18 protein-coding genes are annotated in these 19,022 nt (G+C 64.7%); 5 read left to right on the top strand and 13 right to left on the bottom strand.

Translation table 11 applies throughout. The features are described from left to right. Positions 1-34: 34 nt before the first annotated feature. On the top strand, positions 35-874 hold the full coding sequence (locus I6F16_RS24455) for an outer membrane beta-barrel protein (RefSeq protein WP_225113822.1): 840 nt from the start codon (positions 35-37) through the stop codon (positions 872-874). Positions 875-910: 36 nt separating this feature from the next. Here I6F16_RS24455 and I6F16_RS24450 read toward each other — a convergent pair whose 3' ends face one another. Both I6F16_RS24450 and I6F16_RS24445 read right to left on the bottom strand, forming a co-directional pair. Next, the gene (locus I6F16_RS24450) at positions 911-1,537 is read right to left on the bottom strand and encodes a GNAT family N-acetyltransferase (RefSeq protein ID WP_225113821.1); all 627 of its coding nucleotides are present in this window, start codon (positions 1,535-1,537) and stop codon (positions 911-913) included. 97 nt (positions 1,538-1,634) lie between these two features. Then, positions 1,635-2,270 (bottom strand): TetR/AcrR family transcriptional regulator, encoded by a 636-nt coding sequence (locus tag I6F16_RS24445; RefSeq protein WP_050991851.1) that lies wholly within the window; start codon positions 2,268-2,270, stop codon positions 1,635-1,637. A 316-nt stretch (positions 2,271-2,586) separates the two neighbouring features. On the opposite strand from I6F16_RS24445, the gene I6F16_RS24440 reads away from it, so the two are divergent. From I6F16_RS24440 to I6F16_RS24430, 3 genes are read left to right on the top strand one after another with little or no spacing between them, the layout of a single operon-like run. Beyond that, the gene (locus I6F16_RS24440) at positions 2,587-3,390 is read left to right on the top strand and encodes an SDR family oxidoreductase (RefSeq protein WP_074447578.1); all 804 of its coding nucleotides are present in this window, start codon (positions 2,587-2,589) and stop codon (positions 3,388-3,390) included. Positions 3,391-3,428: 38 nt separating this feature from the next. After that, the gene (locus I6F16_RS24435) at positions 3,429-4,559 is read left to right on the top strand and encodes a DUF5938 domain-containing protein (protein WP_036009171.1); all 1,131 of its coding nucleotides are present in this window, start codon (positions 3,429-3,431) and stop codon (positions 4,557-4,559) included. A gap of 57 nt (positions 4,560-4,616) precedes the next feature. Then, positions 4,617-6,155 (top strand): AMP-binding protein, encoded by a 1,539-nt coding sequence (locus I6F16_RS24430; RefSeq protein ID WP_225174063.1) that lies wholly within the window; start codon positions 4,617-4,619, stop codon positions 6,153-6,155. Between the two features lie 209 nt (positions 6,156-6,364). On the opposite strand, the gene I6F16_RS24425 is transcribed toward I6F16_RS24430, so the two are convergent. The 11 genes from I6F16_RS24425 to I6F16_RS24375 form a co-directional block, all read right to left on the bottom strand. Beyond that, positions 6,365-7,285 carry an FAD binding domain-containing protein gene (locus I6F16_RS24425; RefSeq protein WP_225174062.1) on the bottom strand — a complete coding sequence of 307 codons (921 nt, stop codon included), beginning with the start codon at positions 7,283-7,285 and terminating at the stop codon, positions 6,365-6,367. Next, a complete protein-coding gene (locus tag I6F16_RS24420) occupies positions 7,282-9,969 on the bottom strand; it encodes a molybdopterin-dependent oxidoreductase (protein WP_225148350.1) in 2,688 nt (895 codons plus the stop codon). Before I6F16_RS24420 ends, I6F16_RS24425 begins: the two co-directional genes overlap by 4 nt. Further along, complete coding sequence (locus I6F16_RS24415; protein ID WP_225148349.1) at positions 9,966-10,607, bottom strand: TetR/AcrR family transcriptional regulator; 642 nt, start codon at positions 10,605-10,607, stop codon at positions 9,966-9,968. The genes I6F16_RS24420 and I6F16_RS24415 overlap by 4 nt, the downstream gene beginning before the upstream one ends. 431 nt (positions 10,608-11,038) lie before the next feature. Then, a complete protein-coding gene (locus I6F16_RS24410) occupies positions 11,039-11,311 on the bottom strand; it encodes a DUF1150 domain-containing protein (protein ID WP_007598581.1) in 273 nt (90 codons plus the stop codon). Positions 11,312-11,361: 50 nt separating this feature from the next. Continuing rightward, a complete protein-coding gene (locus I6F16_RS24405; protein WP_024338612.1) occupies positions 11,362-11,787 on the bottom strand; it encodes an Hsp20 family protein in 426 nt (141 codons plus the stop codon). Positions 11,788-12,055: 268 nt separating this feature from the next. Beyond that, a complete protein-coding gene (locus I6F16_RS24400; protein WP_109141873.1) occupies positions 12,056-13,144 on the bottom strand; it encodes a sn-glycerol-3-phosphate import ATP-binding protein UgpC in 1,089 nt (362 codons plus the stop codon). Positions 13,145-13,150: 6 nt separating this feature from the next. Next, complete coding sequence (ugpE, locus tag I6F16_RS24395; protein ID WP_225113814.1) at positions 13,151-13,999, bottom strand: sn-glycerol-3-phosphate ABC transporter permease UgpE; 849 nt, start codon at positions 13,997-13,999, stop codon at positions 13,151-13,153. After that, positions 13,999-14,880, bottom strand: a complete 882-nt coding sequence (gene ugpA, locus I6F16_RS24390) for a sn-glycerol-3-phosphate ABC transporter permease UgpA (protein ID WP_036009149.1) — start codon at positions 14,878-14,880, stop codon at positions 13,999-14,001. The genes ugpE and ugpA overlap by 1 nt, the downstream gene beginning before the upstream one ends. Positions 14,881-14,927: 47 nt before the next feature. Next, the gene (gene ugpB, locus I6F16_RS24385) at positions 14,928-16,244 is read right to left on the bottom strand and encodes a sn-glycerol-3-phosphate ABC transporter substrate-binding protein UgpB (protein ID WP_036009146.1); all 1,317 of its coding nucleotides are present in this window, start codon (positions 16,242-16,244) and stop codon (positions 14,928-14,930) included. A 282-nt stretch (positions 16,245-16,526) separates the two neighbouring features. Then, the gene (locus I6F16_RS24380) at positions 16,527-17,729 is read right to left on the bottom strand and encodes a CaiB/BaiF CoA-transferase family protein (protein WP_225174061.1); all 1,203 of its coding nucleotides are present in this window, start codon (positions 17,727-17,729) and stop codon (positions 16,527-16,529) included. Between the two features lie 180 nt (positions 17,730-17,909). Beyond that, positions 17,910-18,335 carry an organic hydroperoxide resistance protein gene (locus tag I6F16_RS24375; RefSeq protein ID WP_036009140.1) on the bottom strand — a complete coding sequence of 142 codons (426 nt, stop codon included), beginning with the start codon at positions 18,333-18,335 and terminating at the stop codon, positions 17,910-17,912. Between the two features lie 155 nt (positions 18,336-18,490). Between I6F16_RS24375 and I6F16_RS24370 the strand changes: the two genes are divergently transcribed. Continuing rightward, positions 18,491-18,949 (top strand): MarR family transcriptional regulator, encoded by a 459-nt coding sequence (locus tag I6F16_RS24370; protein ID WP_225113812.1) that lies wholly within the window; start codon positions 18,491-18,493, stop codon positions 18,947-18,949. Positions 18,950-19,022 lie beyond the last annotated feature (73 nt).

The raw sequence follows: 19,022 nt of genomic DNA, 5'->3' as shown, positions 1-19,022 counted from the left end.
AGATTTCTATCGCTGATTGCTTCGGGGGTGACGAATGAAACGACTGCTGCTGGCGACGTCGGCTCTGATTGTCGCAGGCTCCGCTCAAGGTGCCGATCTGGGAGCTCGTCCCTACACGAAAGCGCCGGTTGCGGCGGCCGTGCCTTTCAGTTGGACCGGCTGCTATGTCGGGGGTCATGTCGGCGGCGGTGCGAGCCGAACGGGCTTCACGGATCCCGGCATCGGAACGGGGGCGGTCATCTCGCCTGCAATGACTATAGGCAGTGTGCCTGGTGATCGCATTGGGGTGAACGGAGACGTCGGAATTGTAGGAGGCGTTCAGGTAGGTTGCGACTACCAATTTGCCAGCAATTGGGTGCTCGGGATTGCCGGCGATTTCACGGCCACCGATCTTCACGGCACCGCCAACGATCCCTTCTTCGCCGGAAAGACCGGCGCGCCCGCCACTCTATCGAGCCGCACCGACTGGGTCGCCAGCGTCACGGGTCGGGTCGGCTACACATGGGATCGCTTGCTCGTTTATGGCAAGGGCGGCGTCGGGTTTGCGCATGACCGATACAATCTGAACAATTTCTCGTCGATTGGCGGCTTCTTTTGTCCCGGTGTGGGATTCCTCGTTTTTGAGCCCTGCAATTCAAGCGCCAGCGCCGATCGTGTCGGCTGGGTGGCAGGTGCCGGTGTCGAGTGGGCCTTCGCCCCGAACTGGTCGGCCTTGGTCGAGTACACTCACTACGGCTTCGACAGCAAGCGCGTGGGATTCGCCAATCCAGCCGCCGCCACCACCGCGTTGATCGATATTCGTCAGGACATCGATATCGTGAAGGTAGGTATCAACTATCGGTTCGGCGGGTCACCCGTCGTCGCGAAGTACTGATTGATCGCTTAAGCAGACAAAGGGAGCGGCCGGGGCTCAACCTCGCGCCGCTTCCATGCGATTCACGATCCGCTGCCCGATCGGGCTCTTCAACCAGGCCTGGAAACCGGGCCGGTGCCAGATCATCCGACGCAATACCAGAAGCGATCCATCCGTATGCGATCGCACCGGTTTTTCGGGTTCGGGCTCGAGCGTCCATCCGAGCTTGGACAGATATTGAATGGTCGTCTGATTGCGCTCCAGCACGAACGCGCGGATGCGGCTCAGCTTGAGATCGTCGAACACGAACCTGAGCAGCGGAATGAAGGTGTTCACCGTCGCTCCGGCATTGCGGTGCTCCTTTTCTCCGATCACGGCGCTGACGAGCGCCTCGCTCGCCGCCGCGTTGATGTCGAGGCGGATGAAGCCGACATGGATGCGGCTGCCACGCTCGAATATCCCGAGCAGGAGCCGTTCGCGCTGATCGAAGGATTTGATGTAGTCGGCGATCTCCGCCTTGGTCATCGCGCGCGGTGACGTGTTGAGGACATGCACCGTCCAGGGATCGGACAACCAGTCCGCCCAGCGCTGCGAGGCGTCATCGCGCTTGATGGTGCGCAGAAAATAGCGCCCGGCCGGAAACCACAATTGCTGCTTGGGCAGACGTTCGACTTTCGGCGGCATGCCGCATCTAAGCAGTTTCGAGACGGACGATCAATTTGGATGGCGCTAACGTGCAGGTCTCGTGCGGCGACGCCTTCGGGGGCGCCGCTTCCGCGCTTCAGCAGACCGTCGGCAGCAGGCGCCGGACTTCGTCGAGCAGTTCGGGGACCGCCCTCTTGTCACCCGCGAGGTGCTTGAGCAGCGCACTCTGGAACAGACCGTCGAACAGCGCGTAGAGCGCGCCTGGCGACGACGCCGGCCGCTTGCCGCCGAGCTCGGCATAGCGCGAGGCAATGCGCCAGATCATCGCTTCCAGGCTCTTGTCGATCTCGAGGACATCCTTGCGAAACGCCGCCTCGAACATCGCCTGCGAGCGCAAATCGTACCAAAGCCGGTGCATGCGGGCTTCGTTCTGCAGCGTTGCTGCGAGCTTGGCGAGGAAGCCCTCCGTCAATTCGTCGCGGCTCGTCGCTGTCGCGACGACCTCGTCATAGCGCGTCACGCACTTGGCCTTGTAGTGGCGAACGCAGCAGCAGATCAGGTCGAGCTTGTCGCTGAAATAATAGTGGAACACGCCGTGCGTGAACGCCGAGTTCTGCGCGATCTCCCGCAGGCTGGTCCGGGCGAAGCCGAGCTCTCCAAGCGTTTCGAGCGCGGCCTCGGCAAGCTCGATGCGTCGCGCGTTGAACTTGTCGTCTCGCACGATCTCCGCCACGGCCTCTCGCTTCGCCGCTCCTGTCGCTTGCCGCGCCATCGTCGCGCTGTCTCCCGTCTCTTGGTCACCACGATCACGTCGTCGGTCATCGTCTACAGACCATCCTCTTTGACAACTGTCAAATTTTGTCCTTGACAACTGTCAAGTTCCGGGAGGAGTGTGCGCGCCAAGAAATTTGGACAGTCGTCAAGACGTCAGCAAATGGAGGAAATGCACTCGCCGGCGCCGCGCCGCCGGAACGGACTCGCATGCCGTTGCGCAACCGCGCCGGCACCGTGCTGCCAACCCAGCACGCACCGATCATCAGCGAACAGATCAGTCCAACAGATCAGTCCAAGCCAAGGGAGGACGTGCGATGAGTGAGAAGAGTCTTGATGGCCGCAAAGCCCTGGTCACCGGCGGAGCCCGCGGGATAGGAGCGGCTATTGCAGAAGCACTGGCGCGCTCCGGTGCGGCGGTCATGATCGGCGACATTCTCGATGACGCCGGCAAGGATAGCGCCGGCAAGATCGCCAGGCTCGGAGTGAAGACCGGCTTCGTGCATCTCGATGTCGCCGACGATGCGCAGTGGGAGAAAGCGACTGCTGCGACGGTCGCCACCCTCGGCGGCTACGACATCCTCATCAACAATGCCGGCATCGAGATCACGTCGCTGGTCAGCGAGATCAGGGCCGAGGATGCGCGGCGGATGTGCGACGTCAACATCGTCGGCACCGTGCTCGGCATGAAGCACGCCTTCCGCGCGATGCGGCCGGGTGGAGCGGCGGGCAAAGGCGGCGCGGTCGTCAACATCGCGTCTGTCGCGGCGACGATCGCCTTCCCGAGCATCGCGGTCTATTCCGGCACGAAATCCGCGGTCGATCGCATGACACGGGTCGCTGCGATGGAGGCCGGCAAGCTCGGTTATGGCGTCCGCGTCAACTGCATCTATCCTGGCTTGATCCCGACCGACATGGGCCTGCAGCTGGCCAACGACATCGTCAAGATCGGTCTCGCGCCCGACGTCAACGCCGCGGTCGGCTCGGTGGTGGAGCAGACGCCGCTCGGCAAGCTCGCGGAGGTCGGCGACATCGCCAATGCTGCGGTGTTCCTGTGCTCGAACGAGGCGCGCTTCATCACCGGCATCGGACTGCCGGTCGATGGCGGCATGGGAATGTGAGCTGCAAACCTGACAACGAACATTTCGGAGGAACGACAATGAGCGCGAAGAAGCCCGTCATCGTCTATGGCGCGTCCGGCTACACCGGCCGCCTGGTCTGCGAATACTTACGCGAGTACAACATCCCCTTCATCGCCGCGGGGCGCAGCGCGGAGAAGCTCAACGCCGCAATGAAGGCGAACGTGGCCGGTATCGAGACCGCCGACTACGAGGTGGTGGAAGTGCCGCACACCGTGAGCGCACTGACGGAGTTGTTCAACGGTGCCTCGGTGGTGCTCAACACCGTGGGCCCCTTCGCCAGGTTCGGCGCCGAGGTGGTGCAGGCCTGCTGGGCGTCCCGATGCCACTACACCGACACGACAGGCGAGCAGGACTGGCTGATCACGCTCGAGCAGGAATGGGGCACGAAGTTCGCCAATGCCGGCCTGCTGCTCGCGCCGGGCATCGCGCAGATGTACACCACCGGTGAGATTGCGGCGCAGCTGTGCCTGGAGACGCCCGGCCTCGACACGCTCGACATCGCCGTGTTCTGGGGCGGCAGCCCGACCATCGCCTCGACGCAGACCATCCTGGTCAACGCCGCGATGGCAAAGGCCTACTATCTGGAGCAGAACAAGTATGTCGAGCATCAGGTGGATGCCGGCCTCTACAACCTCGCCATCCCCGGCCAGCATGAGCTCGCACTGGCGCTGCCCTGGGGCGGCACCTCGCATCCGGTGTGGTTCAAGCGCGATCCGCGTGTGGCCAATGTGAAGGTGCTGGGCGGCGTGTTCAACCGCGCGCTGATGCTGGGCGTGCCGCAGATCGTCGCCGCCGCGCTGGACGCGACCAAGGACATGAACCCCGACGACCGCTACGCTGCTTTGGCGCAGACCGCCGCCGGCGTGATGAACACCATGCCGCCGCGCGAGAACCCGCGCGTCAACAAGTCGCTGGATTCGGTGCATGCCTCCGGCCCATTGGGGCGCGCGCACTGCGTCATCAACGGCAACAGCAATTACAAGCAGACCGGCTTGCTGCAGGCCTATGCCGCGGCGCACCTGCTGCAGCAGCCGCCCAAGCGCGTGGGCTTCGCCTCCGGCTGCCAGGCATTCGGTCACCACGAGCTGCTCGGCCAGCTGCGCAGCTTCGGGCTGGTCAGCAGACCGATCCTCACCGTGCACGACTGAGCAAGATCACGGGTGGCGCGGCCGCGCGCCACCCGCCAGCTGCTTCCGGGATTGATCATGCGCTTCATCGATTACCTCGACAAAGGTGCCTCGCTCGGCCCCGATGCGCCGTGCCTGACCATGGACGGGCGCGATCTCAGCTACCGCGAGGTGCAGTTGCTGAGCTATCGCGTCGCGCGCGGGCTCACGCGATCGGGTATTGCTGCCGGCGAGAAGGTCGCAATCCTTTCCGGCAACGATCCGGTCGCGTTTGCATGCGTGTTCGGCATTTCCCGCGCGGGCTCGGTTTGGTGCCCGATCAATCCGCGCAACGAGGCGGCCGAAAGCCGGCTCATCCTCGACCAATTCGATTGCAGCCTGCTGCTGTTTCACTCGAGCTTCGCGCCGATGGTCGAGGCGGTGCGTGCAGAGCTGCCGAAGCTGCGCGTCCTCGTCTGCCTCGATGCCGAGTTGCCCTTCGCGCCCTCGTTCGACGGCTGGCTCGCTGGCCTTGCCACCGACCAATATCAACGCGAGACGGTCGACGATCTCGCGATGCTTCCGGGCACCGGCGGCACCACCGGAAAACCGAAGGGGGTCATGCTGTCGGGCCGCAACATCGAAGCCATAACGGCGCTGACGCTGATGGGCTATCCCTTCAGGGGGCGTCCGATCTATCTCGCGCTCGCGCCGTTGACCCATGCGGCCGGTGTGCTGTGTTTCCCGATCATGGCGCTCGGCGGCCGCGTCGTGATCATGCATCGCCCCGACACCGCCGAATTCCTCGATTTGATCGAGCGCTACCATGTCACGCACACCTTCCTGCCGCCGACATTGATCTACATGCTGCTCGATCATCCCAAGCTCGACTCCGCGAAGCTCGGGTCTCTGCAATGCTTCTGGTACGGCGCGGCACCGATCTCGGCCGCACGGCTTGCGGAGGCGCTGCGGCGCATCGGGCCCATGGCGCAGTTGTTCGGTCAGACTGAAGCGCCGATGATGATCTCGATGATGGCACCTGACGAGCATTACAATGCCGATGGCACGATCGCGATGGAGCGCCTCGCCTCGGCGGGGCGGATCAGCCCGTTGGTGCAGGCCGGCATCATGGATGGCGACGGCAATTTGCTGCCGACCGGTTCACGCGGCGAGATCGTGGTTCGCGGCTCCCTGGTGATGCAAGGCTATTACAAAAATCCTGAGGCCACGGCGGAGGCTTCCGCGCATGGCTGGCACCACACCGGCGACGTCGGCTACATCGACGACGATGGCTACCTCTATATCGTCGATCGCGCCAAGGACATGATCATCACCGGCGGGTTCAACGTCTACTCGATCGAGGTCGAGAACGCGCTGCGGGCGCACGAGGCGGTCCAGGATTGCGCCGTGATCGGCCTCGCCGACGAGAAATGGGGTGAGCGGATCGTCGCCGTGGTGCAGCCCCGTGCCGGCCAGAGCGTCGATGCGACGGCGCTGGCGGCCTTCGTCAAGCAGCGGATCGGCAGCGTCAAGACACCGAAGCAGATCGAAGTCTGGGACGATCTGCCGCGTTCCAAGGTCGGCAAGGTGCTGAAGCCGGATATCCGTGCGCGGCTGGCAGGTCGCTCAGGCGGCTAGAGCGTAATGGGTGTAGGTTGCATCGATCGCCACGGGCTCGGTGCAACCTCTCCCGCTTGCGGGAGAGGTCGCGCCGAAGGCGCGGGTGAGGGCTTTCTCCCCTTGGGGATTGTCCCATTGCGGAAGCACCCTCTCCCCAACCCTCTCCCGCAAGCGGGAGAGGGAGGGCACCTCCGTCGTTGCGTGATCAAGCCTCATCTCATCGCGCTTTAGCCCGAAAGCTGCTCCAGCACGTCGCGCACCAGCCCTTGCAGGAGATCGAGCTTGTAGGCCGTCATCGGCAATGGCTTGGCACCCGAGCTCGCCGCTTTCGCCGCCTCTGCGATCGATGCCGCATTGGCAAGCTTGCCGCTGAGCTGGACTTCCACGGCGGTGAGGCGAAGCGGCACGGGCGCGACGCCGCCGGCAGCGAGACGCACCAGCTGGAACTTGCCGCCGGCGATCACGACGCGGGCGCAGAGTTCCACCAGCGGCCATTCCGCATAGGTCCGGCTGATCGCCCGCTTGTAGGAAGCGCGCTCGCCCTCGAGCGGAGCAGGAAGCGCAATGTTCTTGATCATCTCGCCTGCTGCGAGTGTATGATCGGCGTGCGCGACCGAGCCGTCGCCGAGGAGACCGCTAATCGTCAATCCGCTGCGCCGGTCCGTGGTGATGGTCGCATCATAGGCGAGCAGAGCCGCCGCCATGGTCGAGGGATGCGGCGCGATGCACGGTCCGAGATCGAAGGCAACGCCATAGAGATGATTGCCGGAACGGGCAGGGCAGGTGCTGCCGCCTTTCTTCAGGCAATCGATGTCGGCCCGGCGGAAATACCAGCAGCGTGAACGCTGCGCGAGATTGCCGCCGAGCGTGGCAACGTTGCGCACCTGTGGCGTGGCGAGTCCCTGCGCGCTCGCCGCAATGCCGGGATAAACGGCGAGGATGCGAGCGTCGGTCGCGATCGTGGCGATGGTGGCGAGCGCGCCGATCCGGGCCGCTCCATCGGCTCCCCAGCTGATCGTCTTGTCGCCGCTGGTCGAGATATCGATCAGCATTCCCTGCGACACCCCGCTGCGGCGGCGTTCGCTGAAGTCGGTGCCTCCGGCGCGGAATTCAGGCGTGGGATTGGCGGTGATGACGGCGACACTCATGCTGCATCCCTCCCTTTCAGCGCGGCCACAAGACGATCGGGCCGGAACGGAATTTCAGTCAGTCTCACGCCGATCGCATCGCGGATGGCGTTGGCGATCGCGGGCGAGGTCGGCACGGTGGCGACTTCGCCGATGCCGACGCTGCCGCCCGGCACATGCTCGAAACCGGCTTCGTCGAAATGCACGTCCAGTTTCGGCATGTCGGCGATCCCCGGAATGCGGTAATCCTCCATGCTGCCGCTCAAGATGTGGCCGCTCGAAGGATCGGTCTCCCGCGTCTCATAGAGTGCGTAGCCGATGCCCTGGATCACCGCGCCCGCGGCCTGGCTTCGCGCCAGCGCCGGCGCGGCGAGCTTGCCGACCGCGAGGCCCGTATAGGCGTTGAGCACGCGCACATGGCCGAGCCAGGTGTCGACCTCGACTTCCATCACCTGCACCGAGCTCGGCACGCCGGCGCCGACCACCATGTGGCTCATCAGACGCAGCACCCAACCGAACACCCGGCCCATGATGCCCGCCTCGTGCAGCGCGGGCCTGACGCCGGGCGGCGGCTTGCCGTCCTCCTGGCGCTTGGCCGACACGGCGATATCAGGAGAAGCCGCGATCATCTCGCGCCACGGCGCGTTCGAGCCCGGAGCAGGTGTGCGAGAGGCGGTGCGCCTGATTTCCGCTTTCAGCTTGTCGATGGCGAGCAAGGTCGGCGGCACCACCGAGGCGGTGACGCGGCTGCCGCCGGAGCCCGGTCCGCGCGGCAGGCTGGAGCGGCCGATGCGAACGTCCACATCATGCGGCTCGAGATCGAACGCCTTCGCGACGGTGTTGGCGATCACGCTGCGTGTGCCCGTGCCGATATCCTGGACCGCGCAGCTTGCGACGATGCGGCCGCCCTTGATCGCGAGTTCGACCGAGGAGCCGGTCTGCCAGAGATAGAGCCAGTAACCGGTGGCGACGCCGACGCCTTGCCGGTAGCGGCCGGTCTGCGATGCGGCTGGCTTGCGGCTCTTCCAGACGTCGAGGCCGGCAGCCCAGTCGTACAGTCGCTGGCGGTTGGGATCGGGGTCCCAGAGCTTGCGCAGCTGAATCGGATCCATCTTCATGCGCAGCGCCGCCTCGTCGACCGCCTGCTCCAGCGCAAACGACATCGGCGGACCGCCGGGGCCGCGGAACGGCGCGCCGGGCGGCAAATTGCTGAGCACGTCGAAGTCGACGAGCTCCTTTGCTTCGGCCGGATAGATCAGCCGCGCCAGGCCCGCGATCAGCGAGTTCACGGCGGCGCCGGTGTCTGCATGGGCAGTGAGCGACAGCGCCTTGAGGCGGCCTTCCGCAGAAGGCAGCAAGGACAGCTTCAGCTCGGCGGCCGGACGATAGCCGGTGACGGAAAGCTCCTCTTCACGATCGAAGGCGACGCGCACCGGCGCTTTCGCGGCGCGCGCAAGCTCGATCGCGGCGATGGTCTCCAGCCCAACGCTGCCTTTGGAGCCGAATCCGCCGCCGACATGATCGGCGATCACACGCACCTTGTCGTGCGGAAGGCCATAACGCTTGGCGAGCTTCTCCATGCTCTCGTGGATGGCCTGGGTCGAGATGTGCACAATGAGCTGATCGCCATCGAACCTGGCCACGGCGGCATGTGGTTCGAGGCTTGCGTGCTGTTGCGTCGAGACGCGAAAGGTCTCCTCGACCAGCAGCGGATTGCGTTGCTGGCGCGCCTCGTCAAGCCAGCTCTTGGCGCGCTTGGCTTTCTGCGAGAACGGCGCCGAGGGCCCGCGCACATTGCCCTTCCACGACACCGGAGCGCCGCCTGCGCCCTCGGACACGTTGCCGGCACGCTTGCGGTCCTTCTTTTCGAACACGACCGGTGCATCGTCGCGTCGCGCTGCATCGAGCCCGATCACAGCGGGCAAAGGCTCGGGCTTGAAGCTGATCGCGGCGATGGCCTGCAGTGCGGTGCGGCGATCCTTGGCCGCGACGGCTGCAATCGGCGCGCCGACGAAGCGGACCATGTTGTCGTCGTCGAGCAGCGGAACGACCGCGGCAACACCGGCAATGGCGCGGGCCGGCGCCAGATCAAGCCCGGTGATCCTCGCATGCGCGACGTGCGCGCGCAGGATGACGCCTTCGAGCTGTCCGTCATGGTGGACGTCGACGGCGTAGCGGGCCAGTCCCGTCACCTTGTCGCGGGCTTCCAGCCGCGGCGCGATGGGCTCGTTACCGTCGAAGCGGCCCGAGCATGCTTCGGCGACGGCGCGATAGATGCCTTCATAGGCGCCGCAGCGGCAGAGATGTCCCGATAGCGCGGCGGCGATCTCCTCGCGCGAGGGTGTCGCCGCGCCCTTGGTCGCGCGCCAGCCGTCATGGAAGGCGGCGGCTTCGACGACGAAGCCGGGTGTGCAGAAGCCGCATTGCAGGGCGTCGTGCGCCATGAACGCCTTCTGCACCGGATGCAATCCGGCCGCCCCGACGCCCTCGATGGTCGTCAGCGATTTGCCCGCGGCCGCCTGCGCCGGCAACAGGCAGCTCACGACCGGCGTGCCGTCGAGCAGCACGGTGCAGGCGCCGCAGACGCCGGAGCCGCAGACGAGTTTGGTGCCGGTGAGGCCGCCATCGCGGATCACGTCGATCAAGAGCGCATCCGGATCGTCGGGCAGCGCCAGAGGCCGTCCATTGATGGTCGTGCTGGTCATTTTCGAACTCCCGTTTTGCGTTGGGACTTCTTTGCGGCCGGCGCCATCGCGCCGGCGATCAGCATGCGCAGCATGGTCTCGAGCTGTTTCAGGAACGCGTCGACCGGCTGCATGGAAGGGAAGGCGGATTTGGCGCCGTGGATCGCCATCTCGACGCAGCGCGCGAGCTCGCGCACGCTGATGCCGCTTTCGAGCCTGAGCTTTCGCTTGCGGCACACCCGCGCGATCGTTGTTGCGATCTCGTCGGCGAAACGGCTGGAATAGCTCTGGTAGAGGTCGCGCGCCTGCGCGAGGTGCTCGGAAAACAGCTCCTCGGTATGGGGCGAATCCTTGAGCGAGGCGAGGAGCGACTGCATTCGCGCGCCGATCTCGGCGACCAGGATGTCGGCAAGATCGAGGCCCGCTTCTTCCGCCGCCTTCGCTGCCGCGATTTCGGCAGCGAGCCCCTGCGCGTAGATCCGCTCGAGCACGGCGCGAAACAGCGCCTCCTTGGAGGCGAAGTGATGATAGAGCGCCTGCCGCGTCAGTCCGGCTTCCTCCGCCGCCAGCTCGATCGAGGAGCGGCGGAAGCCGTGGCGCCGGAACACGCGCAAGGCACCGTCGAGGATCCGGTCCTGGGGAGGGGCCTTGGCCTGCATTTTGTCAGATTTGACAAACCCGAACTAAATGTCAAATCACGGATTGATGACGGTCTCGTGCGTGCAAGAGCCAAGGCCGCCCGCACGCCAGCGATATCGCATTTGAGAGTTTTTCCTGCGGCCATCCTTCGAGACGCCCGCTGGAGGCGGGCTCCTCAGGATGAGGTCGGAGTGCGCGGCAGCAACGGGACCTGACGCTGATTAGCCTCATCCTGAGGAGGCGCGTCAGCGCCGTCTCGAAGGACGAGGCGTGCGCGCAGACCGCCGCCACAAGTCACATGCGATTGCCCCGCCGCACGCGGGCGGGGACGTCACCGAATTCCCGTCGGCTGGCGATGGCGACGCGAATACCTCGCCGCCCAAATGAAAACGGGCACGCCTTCTTGCGAAGGCATGCCCGTTTGAAACCCTATTCGTGCGACGCGCGCGCTTTAGTGCACGCTCACCGCTTGCAGCTCGTTGCTCCAGGCGTTGGCGATCGCAGCTTCTCGGCTGTCGGTCAGCATGATGGGCGTGCCGTCGGCGGCATGGAGCGCGAAAAGCTTGAGGCCCGGCGCGATCTTGGGTGCCTCGGGGAACAGGCCCGGCACGTCCTCGGAGCGGATCTGTTTCACATAGGCGATATGGCCTTCGCCCAGGGTTGCCAGCGTCTCCGGAGAGACGTTCTTGGCTTCGTATTCGAACGCAACGTGACCTTCACTCATGGTCTCGACTCCTCTGGAACACTAAGCGGTCGAGTCCGCTACTCGTTCCATTATTCGTGCTCATTGATAGCGATTGTCTTAACGATCCGCTCCGGTTCAGGCCGGGCCAGATCGATCGACAACAGCCCGTTCTTCAGATCCGCACCCAGCACCAGCATCCCCTCCGCCAGCACGAAGGTGCGCTGGAAGTGGCGCGCGGCGATGCCGCGATGGATGTATTGCCGGGTCTTGTCGTCCTGCTGCCGCCCGCGGATCACGAGCTGGTTTTCCTCAATGGTTACATCGAGTTGGTCGCGCGTAAATCCGGCGACCGCCAGCGTGATGCGCAAACGCTCGGGCTGGCCGTCCGTGCGGTCGCACCTCTCGATATTGTAGGGAGGATAACCGTCGGCGCCTTTGACGACCCGATCGAGCACGCGCTCGATCTCGTCGAAGCCCAGCAGGAAGGGACTGGAGAGCGTTGGAACACGAGACATAGTTTACAAAGTCCTCGCAGAAAGCGACTTTGGTGCATCAGGGCCCGCGAGCGGCGCCCCTTGATCAGCAATATGGGCATGTTCCCCTGTGGGTTCAAGCAGGTAGCGGGAGAGGCTGTGGACGGGCCACTTTCCGCCAAGCCCGAGCGCCTGGTTCGTCATGTTGGCATGACGCGTCGTGCGAGGCGATTTATCCCAACGAAAACAGAGCCCCTTCTACTGTGCATGGGGTTGTTTTCGCACCTTTGTCGTCGGGCCCCGGAGCCGCTCAGCCCTTGAGCCGCGTCCGCCCGTCGTCACTGAACAGATGCAGCTTCGCCCGCACCGCCGCGACACGGATTCTCGCGCCGATGGCGGGCGCTTGGGTTCCGGGAATGCGGACGATGACCTCGCCGGGCGGCAGCTCGCCGGGCGTGGCGGCGACGCGCTGGTCCTCCTGCTCGCGGGAGCCGTAGACGAAGGTCTCGGCGCCGACGCGCTCGATGGCTTCGACGGTGAGCGGCAGGGCGAGGCCGCCGGCCGGCGTCTCGTCGGTGATGACAAAATCCTCCGGGCGGATTCCGACGATGCCGGCATCGGCCGCGGCGCTGCCGGCGAGCTGCGACCGGATCTCCTCGGGCCGCGTCGACATCAAGTTCATCGGCGGCGCGCCGATGAAGGAGGCGACGAAGGTCGTCGCCGGCTTCTCGTAGATATCAAGCGGATTGCCGACCTGCTCGACCTGGCCGCCGTTCATCACCACGAGGATGTCGGCCAGCGTCATCGCCTCGAGCTGGTCATGGGTGACGTAGATCGACGTCGTGTTGAGCCGGCGCTGCAATTTGCGGATCTCGACCCGCATCGCGATGCGCAGCTTGGCGTCGAGGTTGGACAGCGGCTCGTCGAACAAAAACACCTTCGGCTGGCGCACGATGGCGCGGCCCATGGCGACGCGCTGGCGCTGGCCGCCGGAGAGCTGGCGCGGCTTGCGCTCCAGCATGGCGGAGAGCTCGAGCACGCGCGCGGCTTCCTCGACGCGGGTCTTGATCTCGGCCTCGGCCATGCCGCGGTTGCGCAGGCCATAGGCCATGTTGTTGTAGACGCTCATATGCGGATAGAGCGCGTAGTTCTGGAACACCATCGCGATGTCGCGATCGGCGGGCTCTACTCCGTTGACGACGCGGCCGCCGATGTCGATCTCGCCGCCGGTGACCGTCTCCAGCCCCGCGACCATGCGCAGCAGCGTGGACTTGCCGCAGCCGGAGGGGCCGACCAGCACGCAGAACTGTCCGTCGCCGACATCGACGTCGACGCCCTTGATGGCCTCGAAGCCGCCGGGATAGGTTTTGCGGACGCTGCGCAGGGTGACGTTGGCCATAAGTCTCTACTTCTCCGTCTCGACCAGGCCGCGCACGAACAATTTCTGCATGACGACGACGACGAACACCGGCGGCAGCATGGCCAGCACGGCGGTTGCCATCACGATCGGCCATTCGGTCAGCGCGTCGGTGGTGGTGATCATCTTGCGGATGCCGATCTGGATGGTCTGCATGTCGTCGCGCGTGGTGATCAAGAGCGGCCAGAGATATTGATTCCAACCGAGGATGAACAGGATCACGAACAGCGCCGCCATGTTGGTGCGCGACAGCGGCAAGAGCGTATCCCAGAAGAAGCGGAAGGGGCCGGCGCCGTCGATGCGCGAGGCCTCCAGCAGCTCGTCCGGCACGGTCATGAAGAACTGGCGGAACAGCAGCGTCGCGGTGGCCGATGCGATCAGCGGCAGCGACAGGCCGGCATAGCTGTCGAGCATGTGCAGGTCGGCGACGATCTTGTAGGTCGGATAGATGCGGACTTCGACCGGCAGCATCAGCGTGATGAAGATCAGCCAGAACAGCGCCATCCGGAACGGGAAGCGGAAATACACGATCGCATAGGCCGAGATGATCGAGACCGCGATCTTGCCCAGCGCGATCAGCAGCGCCATCACCAGCGAGTTCAGCATCATGTTGCCGACCGGCTCGCGGGTCGAGCCGCTCGTGCCGATGAAGATGGTCTGGTAGTAGGTCTGGAAGAAATGACCCCCGGGCAGCAACGACATCTGCCCGTTGGCGATCACCGCGTTGTCCTGGGTGGACGCCACGAAGGCGAGATAGACCGGGAAGGCGACGATCGCGATCCCGATCCAGAGGATGATATGGGCAATGTAGCGCCGAAAGCCTTCTTCCTCGACCATCAGTAGGTCACCTTGCGTTCGACGAAGCGGAACTGGATGCCCGTCAGCACGATCACCATGATCATCAGGATCACCGATTGCGCCGCGGAGCTGCCGAGGTTTCCGCCGAGCAGGCCGTCGGTATAGACCTTGTAGACCAGCGTCTCCGTCGACTTGCCCGGACCGCCGCGGGTCATCGTGTCGATGATGCCGAACGTGTCGAAGAAGGCGTAGACGATGTTGACGACCAGGAGGAAGAAGATGGTCGGCGACAGCAGCGGGAAGATCACGGTCCAGAACCTGCGCATCGGGCGGGCGCCGTCGATCGCAGCCGCCTCGATCACGCTTCTGGGGATGCTCTGCAGGCCGGCGAGGAAGAACAGGAAGTTGTAGGAGATCTGCTTCCAGGCGGCGGCCAGGATGATCAGCGCTGCGGCCTGGTCGCCGTCGAGCAGTGGATTCCAGTCGATGCCCAGCGCCCGCAGGTAGCGCGAGAGCACGCCGAGCGAGGGATGCAGCATGAAGATCCAGAGCACGCCGACGACCGGCGGCGCCACCGCATAGGGCCAGATCAGCAGCGTGCGGTAGAGCATCGAGCCGCGCAGCGGCTTGTCTGCCATCACGGCCAGCAGCAGCGCGAACGACAGCGACGACACCGCGATCGCGAACGAAAAGAAGAAGGTGCGCAGGATCGCCTCGAAATAGGCGGGCTCCTTGAACAGCTCGATATAGTTCTCGAACCAGACGAAGCTGGTCGACAGGCCGAAGGCGTCCTGCAGCAGGAACGACTGGATCATCGCCTGCAAGGCCGGCCAGTAGAAGAAAATCAGGACGATCGCGAGTTGCGGCGCAACCAGCGCATAGGGCAACAGCTTCGATTGGAAAATGGCTTGCTTTTGCATGATGCCCCAGCGCGGCAGGCCGGGGGACCGGCCTGCCGCTTGTCGCCTTACTTCACGGCGGTCTTTTCGAACTGGCGCAGCATGGTGTTGCCGCGCTCGACGGCCGCGTCCAGCGCCTGCTTGGCGGTCTTCTTGCCGGCCAGCGCCTGCTCGATCTCCTCCGCCCAGACGTCACGGAGCTGCACCATGTTGCCGAGGCGCAGGCCGCGCGAATTCTCGGTCGGCTCCTTGTTGGTCAGCTCGAGCAGCGGCGTCTCCAGATAGGGCTGATCCTTGTAGAAGCCATCCGCCTTGGCCTTCTCATAGGCTGCCTTGGTGATCGGCAGATAGCCCGAGGCCTTGTGGATGTAGACTTGGCGATCGGTGTCTGAGAGGAAGGAGAAGAATTTGGCGACGCCCTTGTAATCGTCCGCCGGTTTGCCGCCCATTACCCAGAGCGAGGCACCGCCGATGATCGAGTTCTGCGGCGCGCCCTTGGCGTCCGGGTAATAGGGCATCGGCACCGCGGTGAAGGCAAACTTGGCCTGCGCCTTGACGTTGCCGAAGAACGCGGACGAGGTCAGGTAGAGCGGACATTCGCCCGACGTGAAGCGGCCTTCGCCGGTGTTGGTGCGGCCGGCATAGTCGTAGGTCTTGTCCTTCTGGAGCTCGACCAGATTTTCGAGATGCTTGACCTGGAGCGGACCGTTGAAGGACAGCACGGTGTCGAAACCGTCGAGGCCGTTGGCCTTGCTGGCGAGCGGCACGTTGTGCCAGGCGGAGAGCTGCTCGAGATTGACCCAGGTGACCCAGGAGTTGGAGAAGCCGCAGGTGGCGTGGCCGGCCGCCTTCAGCTTCTTGGCGGCGTCGAACACTTCGGGCCAGGTCTTCGGCACCTCGACATTCGCTTTCTTCAGTGCGTCGAGGTTGACCCACATCACGGTCGAGGACGAGTTGAACGGGAAGGACAGCATCTCGCCCTTCGAGGTCGAGTAATAGCCGGTGATCGCAGGCAGATAGGCCTTCGGATCGAACTTCTCGCCGGTCTCGGCCATCAGCTTGTAGACCGGCTTCACGGCGCCGGTCGCTGCCATCATGGTGGCGGTGCCGACCTCGAACACCTGCATGATGTGCGGCGCGTTGCCGGCGCGGAACGCGGCGATGCCGGCGTTCATCGTGTCGGCGTAGTTGCCCTTGTAGGTCGGGATCACCTTGTAGTCGCTCTGCGTGGTGTTGAAATCGTTGGCGAGCCTGACGATGACGTCGTTGTTGGCGCCGGTCATCGCGTGCCACCACTGGATTTCGGTCACGGCAAGCGCCGGCGACGCGCCGAGACCAATTGTGAGTGCGACGGCCGCCGCCGTGCCAAAATGTCGAAGAGCCATCAAGAACCTCCCTTGCCCGTCACTAAAGAAGCGCTTGCGCTAGCAGCGCCATATGACGTTCACATGACTGTGTAAGCGGGAGAAACGAAAGCAGCAAGCGCGGCCAAATGGGAAGTTGTCAAATAGGCCAAGACGGAGCCGTCAGCCAACTCGTTCGCGCTGCACATGCGTGCGCGCGCCGCAGTGCGGCATTGAGATGAGGCACTATCGTGCCGCGGGCTCCGAACCTCTCCCACTTGCAAGCGGGAGAGGGAGCGCACCACCGTTGACGCTCGCCTTAGCTCAGCGTTTCCGCTCGGGACCGCAGACCGTGCCTTTTTCGACCATCGCGTCGATCTCGGTCTTGGAATAGCCGAACTCGCCCAGCACCTCGGCCGCATGCTGGCTGAATTTCGGCGGCACGCGGCGCAGGCTCGGCTTGCTGCGGTCGAGCCGGATCGGCGAGGCCACGCCCTTGTACCAGTCCTTCTCGATAATATCGCCACGCGCGATCGTGTGCGGATTGGTCAACGCCTGGTCGATCTTCTGCACGGGACCTGCAGGCAGGCCGGCCGCGAGCAGGCGGTTGCACAGCGGCTCGGCCTCGTGCTGGCTGAACACGGCGGCAAGCTCGGCGCGCAGTGCCTCGCGATTGGCGATGCGGTCCTTGTTGCGGGCAAAGCGCGGATCGGTGCCGAGCTCGGGCTTGCCGATCTCCTTCGCCAGCTTGCGGAAGGTGCCGTCATTGCCGACGCCGATGAAGATGTTGTCGGTCTTGGTCGGGAAGATCGCGTAAGGCACGAGGTTCGGATGCTCGTTGCCGGTGAGACCCGGCGGCTTGCCATGCATGAAATAATTCGCGGTGTGCGGATGCATGATGGCAAGGCCGGTCTCGTACAGCGTCGTCTCCAGGAACTGCCCCTTGCCGGAGCGCTGCCGCTCCGACAGCGCCATCAATATGCCGATTGCCGCATAAAGTCCGGTGGTGATGTCGACCAAGGGCACGCCGATCCGCATCGGCCCGCTCTCGGGCGAGCCGGTCGCCGCGATCATGCCGGTCATGGCCTGGATGATGGCATCATAGCCGGGGTTGCCGCCGCGCGGGCCGTCGGCGCCGAAGCCGCAGATCCGGCAATGCACGAGGCGGGGATATTTCTTGCTGAGGACGTCGTTGCCGATGCCCCATTTCTCCAGCGTGCCCGGCTTGAAATTCTCGATCAGGACGTCGGCGGTCTCCAGCATCTTGAGCAGCACGATTCGGCCGCCCTCGGAGGCGAGGTCGAGGCCGATCGAGCGCTTGTTGCGGTTGATGCCGACGAAATAGGCCGCATCCTCCTCGTGGAACGGAGGGCCCCATTCACGCACCTCGTCGCCCGCGGGCGGCTCGACCTTGATCACGTCGGCGCCGTGGTCGGCGAGGATCTGGGTGCAGTAGGGACCGCCGAGCACGCGCGTGAGATCGATGACGCGCAGTCCGCTCATGGCGCCCGTTGCTGCTTCAGTCATGCCTTCGCTTCCCTGTGTCGATCATTGGCTCACAGGCCTAGCGAGGTTTGTTTGCGCCGGCAATGGCGCCGAGCGTGGAGCCGCATGCGCCGGCGTGCAGCCATGCCGCGGGGTGGCAAATTCCCTCGGATGCGGCCGGCCCGAGGGGGGATTCCCGGGCCAGCCAATCCGCGCTGCCGATCAGACCACCGTCAGGCGAACGTCGACATTGCCGCGCGTGGCATTGGAGTACGGGCACACCTGATGCGCCTTCGCCACCAGCGCCTCGGCGTCTGCGCGGGCAAGGCCCGGCAGCGAGACCGCGAGGTCGATATCGAGGCCGAAGCCGCCCTCGGAGCGCGGGCCGATGCCGACGGTCGAGGTGACCGAGGCGTCGGCAGGCACCTTCGGGCCGCCCTGCGAGGCCACGAACTTCATCGCGCCGATGAAGCAGGCGGCATAGCCGGCCGCAAACAGCTGCTCGGGATTGTTGCCAGCGCCGCCGCCACCGCCGAGCTCCTTCGGCGTGGTGAGCTTGACGTCGAGCGCGCCGTCGAGGGTCGCAGCATGGCCGTCGCGGCCGCCGGTGGCCTTGGCGCTGGTCTTGTAGAGGACGTTCACAGACATTGTCGTCTCCTCGGGTCTTTCCGGGTTGGGGTGCAAGCTTTATCGCAGACAATTAGATTGCGCGCAATCTAATTCGTCGCGCCTCACATTTAATTGTTCGCAATTGAATCTGGCGCCGGCCGGGCCCAGAATGGGAGAAACGCGCAGGATTCTTCATGGCCCGGAAATCAACGGCGGTAGACCCGCTTCGTCTCGACAACCAGATCTGCTTCGCGGTCTATTCCGCTACGCACGCCTTTAACCGCGTCTACAAGCCGCTGCTCGATCGGCTCGGCCTGACCTATCCGCAATATCTGGTCATGCTGGTGCTGTGGGAGCGCGACGACGTGCCGGTCAAGGAGATCGGCGAGAAGCTGTTCCTGGATTCGGGCACGCTGACGCCGCTGCTGAAGCGCCTCGAGGCCGCCCATCTCGTCAGGCGCACCCGCTCGCGTGAGGACGAGCGCCAGGTTCTGATCGGACTGACGCCGCAGGGCCATGCGCTGAAGGAAAAGGCCCGCAGCGTGCCGCAATCGATCCTGGCGGCATCGGACTGCTCGGTGTCGGAGCTGGTCGCGATGAAGGACGAGATCGTCGCGCTGAGGGATCGGCTGAATGCGGTGATCGGGGAGTAGGGGTTTTCGTAGAGTCCGTCTTCGCCCTTCGGGCTTCGCCGGACACCACGCTTCACCCTTCGGGCTCCGCGCG

Origin of the sequence: Bradyrhizobium sp. IC4060 (assembly GCF_020193715.1) — a bacterium.
GTDB classification, from domain to species: Bacteria; Pseudomonadota; Alphaproteobacteria; order Rhizobiales; family Xanthobacteraceae; genus Bradyrhizobium; species Bradyrhizobium yuanmingense.
Note: the sequence above shows the minus strand (reverse complement) of the source record. Positions and strands in the feature narration are given on the sequence as shown.

What these genes read in the sequence shown, in the direction of transcription:
- I6F16_RS24440 (WP_074447578.1), top strand. Translation starts at nt 2,587, where the DNA reads ATGAGTGAGAAGAGTCTTGATGGCCGCAAAGCCCTGGTCACCGGCGGA.
- I6F16_RS24420 (WP_225148350.1), bottom strand. Translation starts at nt 9,969, where the DNA reads ATGACCAGCACGACCATCAATGGACGGCCTCTGGCGCTGCCCGACGAT.
- I6F16_RS24405 (WP_024338612.1), bottom strand. Translation starts at nt 11,787, where the DNA reads ATGTCTCGTGTTCCAACGCTCTCCAGTCCCTTCCTGCTGGGCTTCGAC.
- I6F16_RS24445 (WP_050991851.1), bottom strand. Translation starts at nt 2,270, where the DNA reads ATGGCGCGGCAAGCGACAGGAGCGGCGAAGCGAGAGGCCGTGGCGGAG.
- I6F16_RS24400 (WP_109141873.1), bottom strand. Translation starts at nt 13,144, where the DNA reads ATGGCCAACGTCACCCTGCGCAGCGTCCGCAAAACCTATCCCGGCGGC.
- ugpA (WP_036009149.1), bottom strand. Translation starts at nt 14,880, where the DNA reads ATGCAAAAGCAAGCCATTTTCCAATCGAAGCTGTTGCCCTATGCGCTG.
- I6F16_RS24380 (WP_225174061.1), bottom strand. Translation starts at nt 17,729, where the DNA reads ATGACTGAAGCAGCAACGGGCGCCATGAGCGGACTGCGCGTCATCGAT.
- I6F16_RS24410 (WP_007598581.1), bottom strand. Translation starts at nt 11,311, where the DNA reads ATGAGTGAAGGTCACGTTGCGTTCGAATACGAAGCCAAGAACGTCTCT.
- I6F16_RS24450 (WP_225113821.1), bottom strand. Translation starts at nt 1,537, where the DNA reads ATGCCGCCGAAAGTCGAACGTCTGCCCAAGCAGCAATTGTGGTTTCCG.
- I6F16_RS24375 (WP_036009140.1), bottom strand. Translation starts at nt 18,335, where the DNA reads ATGTCTGTGAACGTCCTCTACAAGACCAGCGCCAAGGCCACCGGCGGC.
- I6F16_RS24425 (WP_225174062.1), bottom strand. Translation starts at nt 7,285, where the DNA reads ATGAGTGTCGCCGTCATCACCGCCAATCCCACGCCTGAATTCCGCGCC.
- I6F16_RS24415 (WP_225148349.1), bottom strand. Translation starts at nt 10,607, where the DNA reads ATGCAGGCCAAGGCCCCTCCCCAGGACCGGATCCTCGACGGTGCCTTG.
- I6F16_RS24370 (WP_225113812.1), top strand. Translation starts at nt 18,491, where the DNA reads ATGGCCCGGAAATCAACGGCGGTAGACCCGCTTCGTCTCGACAACCAG.
- I6F16_RS24435 (WP_036009171.1), top strand. Translation starts at nt 3,429, where the DNA reads ATGAGCGCGAAGAAGCCCGTCATCGTCTATGGCGCGTCCGGCTACACC.
- I6F16_RS24455 (WP_225113822.1), top strand. Translation starts at nt 35, where the DNA reads ATGAAACGACTGCTGCTGGCGACGTCGGCTCTGATTGTCGCAGGCTCC.
- ugpB (WP_036009146.1), bottom strand. Translation starts at nt 16,244, where the DNA reads ATGGCTCTTCGACATTTTGGCACGGCGGCGGCCGTCGCACTCACAATT.
- I6F16_RS24430 (WP_225174063.1), top strand. Translation starts at nt 4,617, where the DNA reads ATGCGCTTCATCGATTACCTCGACAAAGGTGCCTCGCTCGGCCCCGAT.
- ugpE (WP_225113814.1), bottom strand. Translation starts at nt 13,999, where the DNA reads ATGGTCGAGGAAGAAGGCTTTCGGCGCTACATTGCCCATATCATCCTC.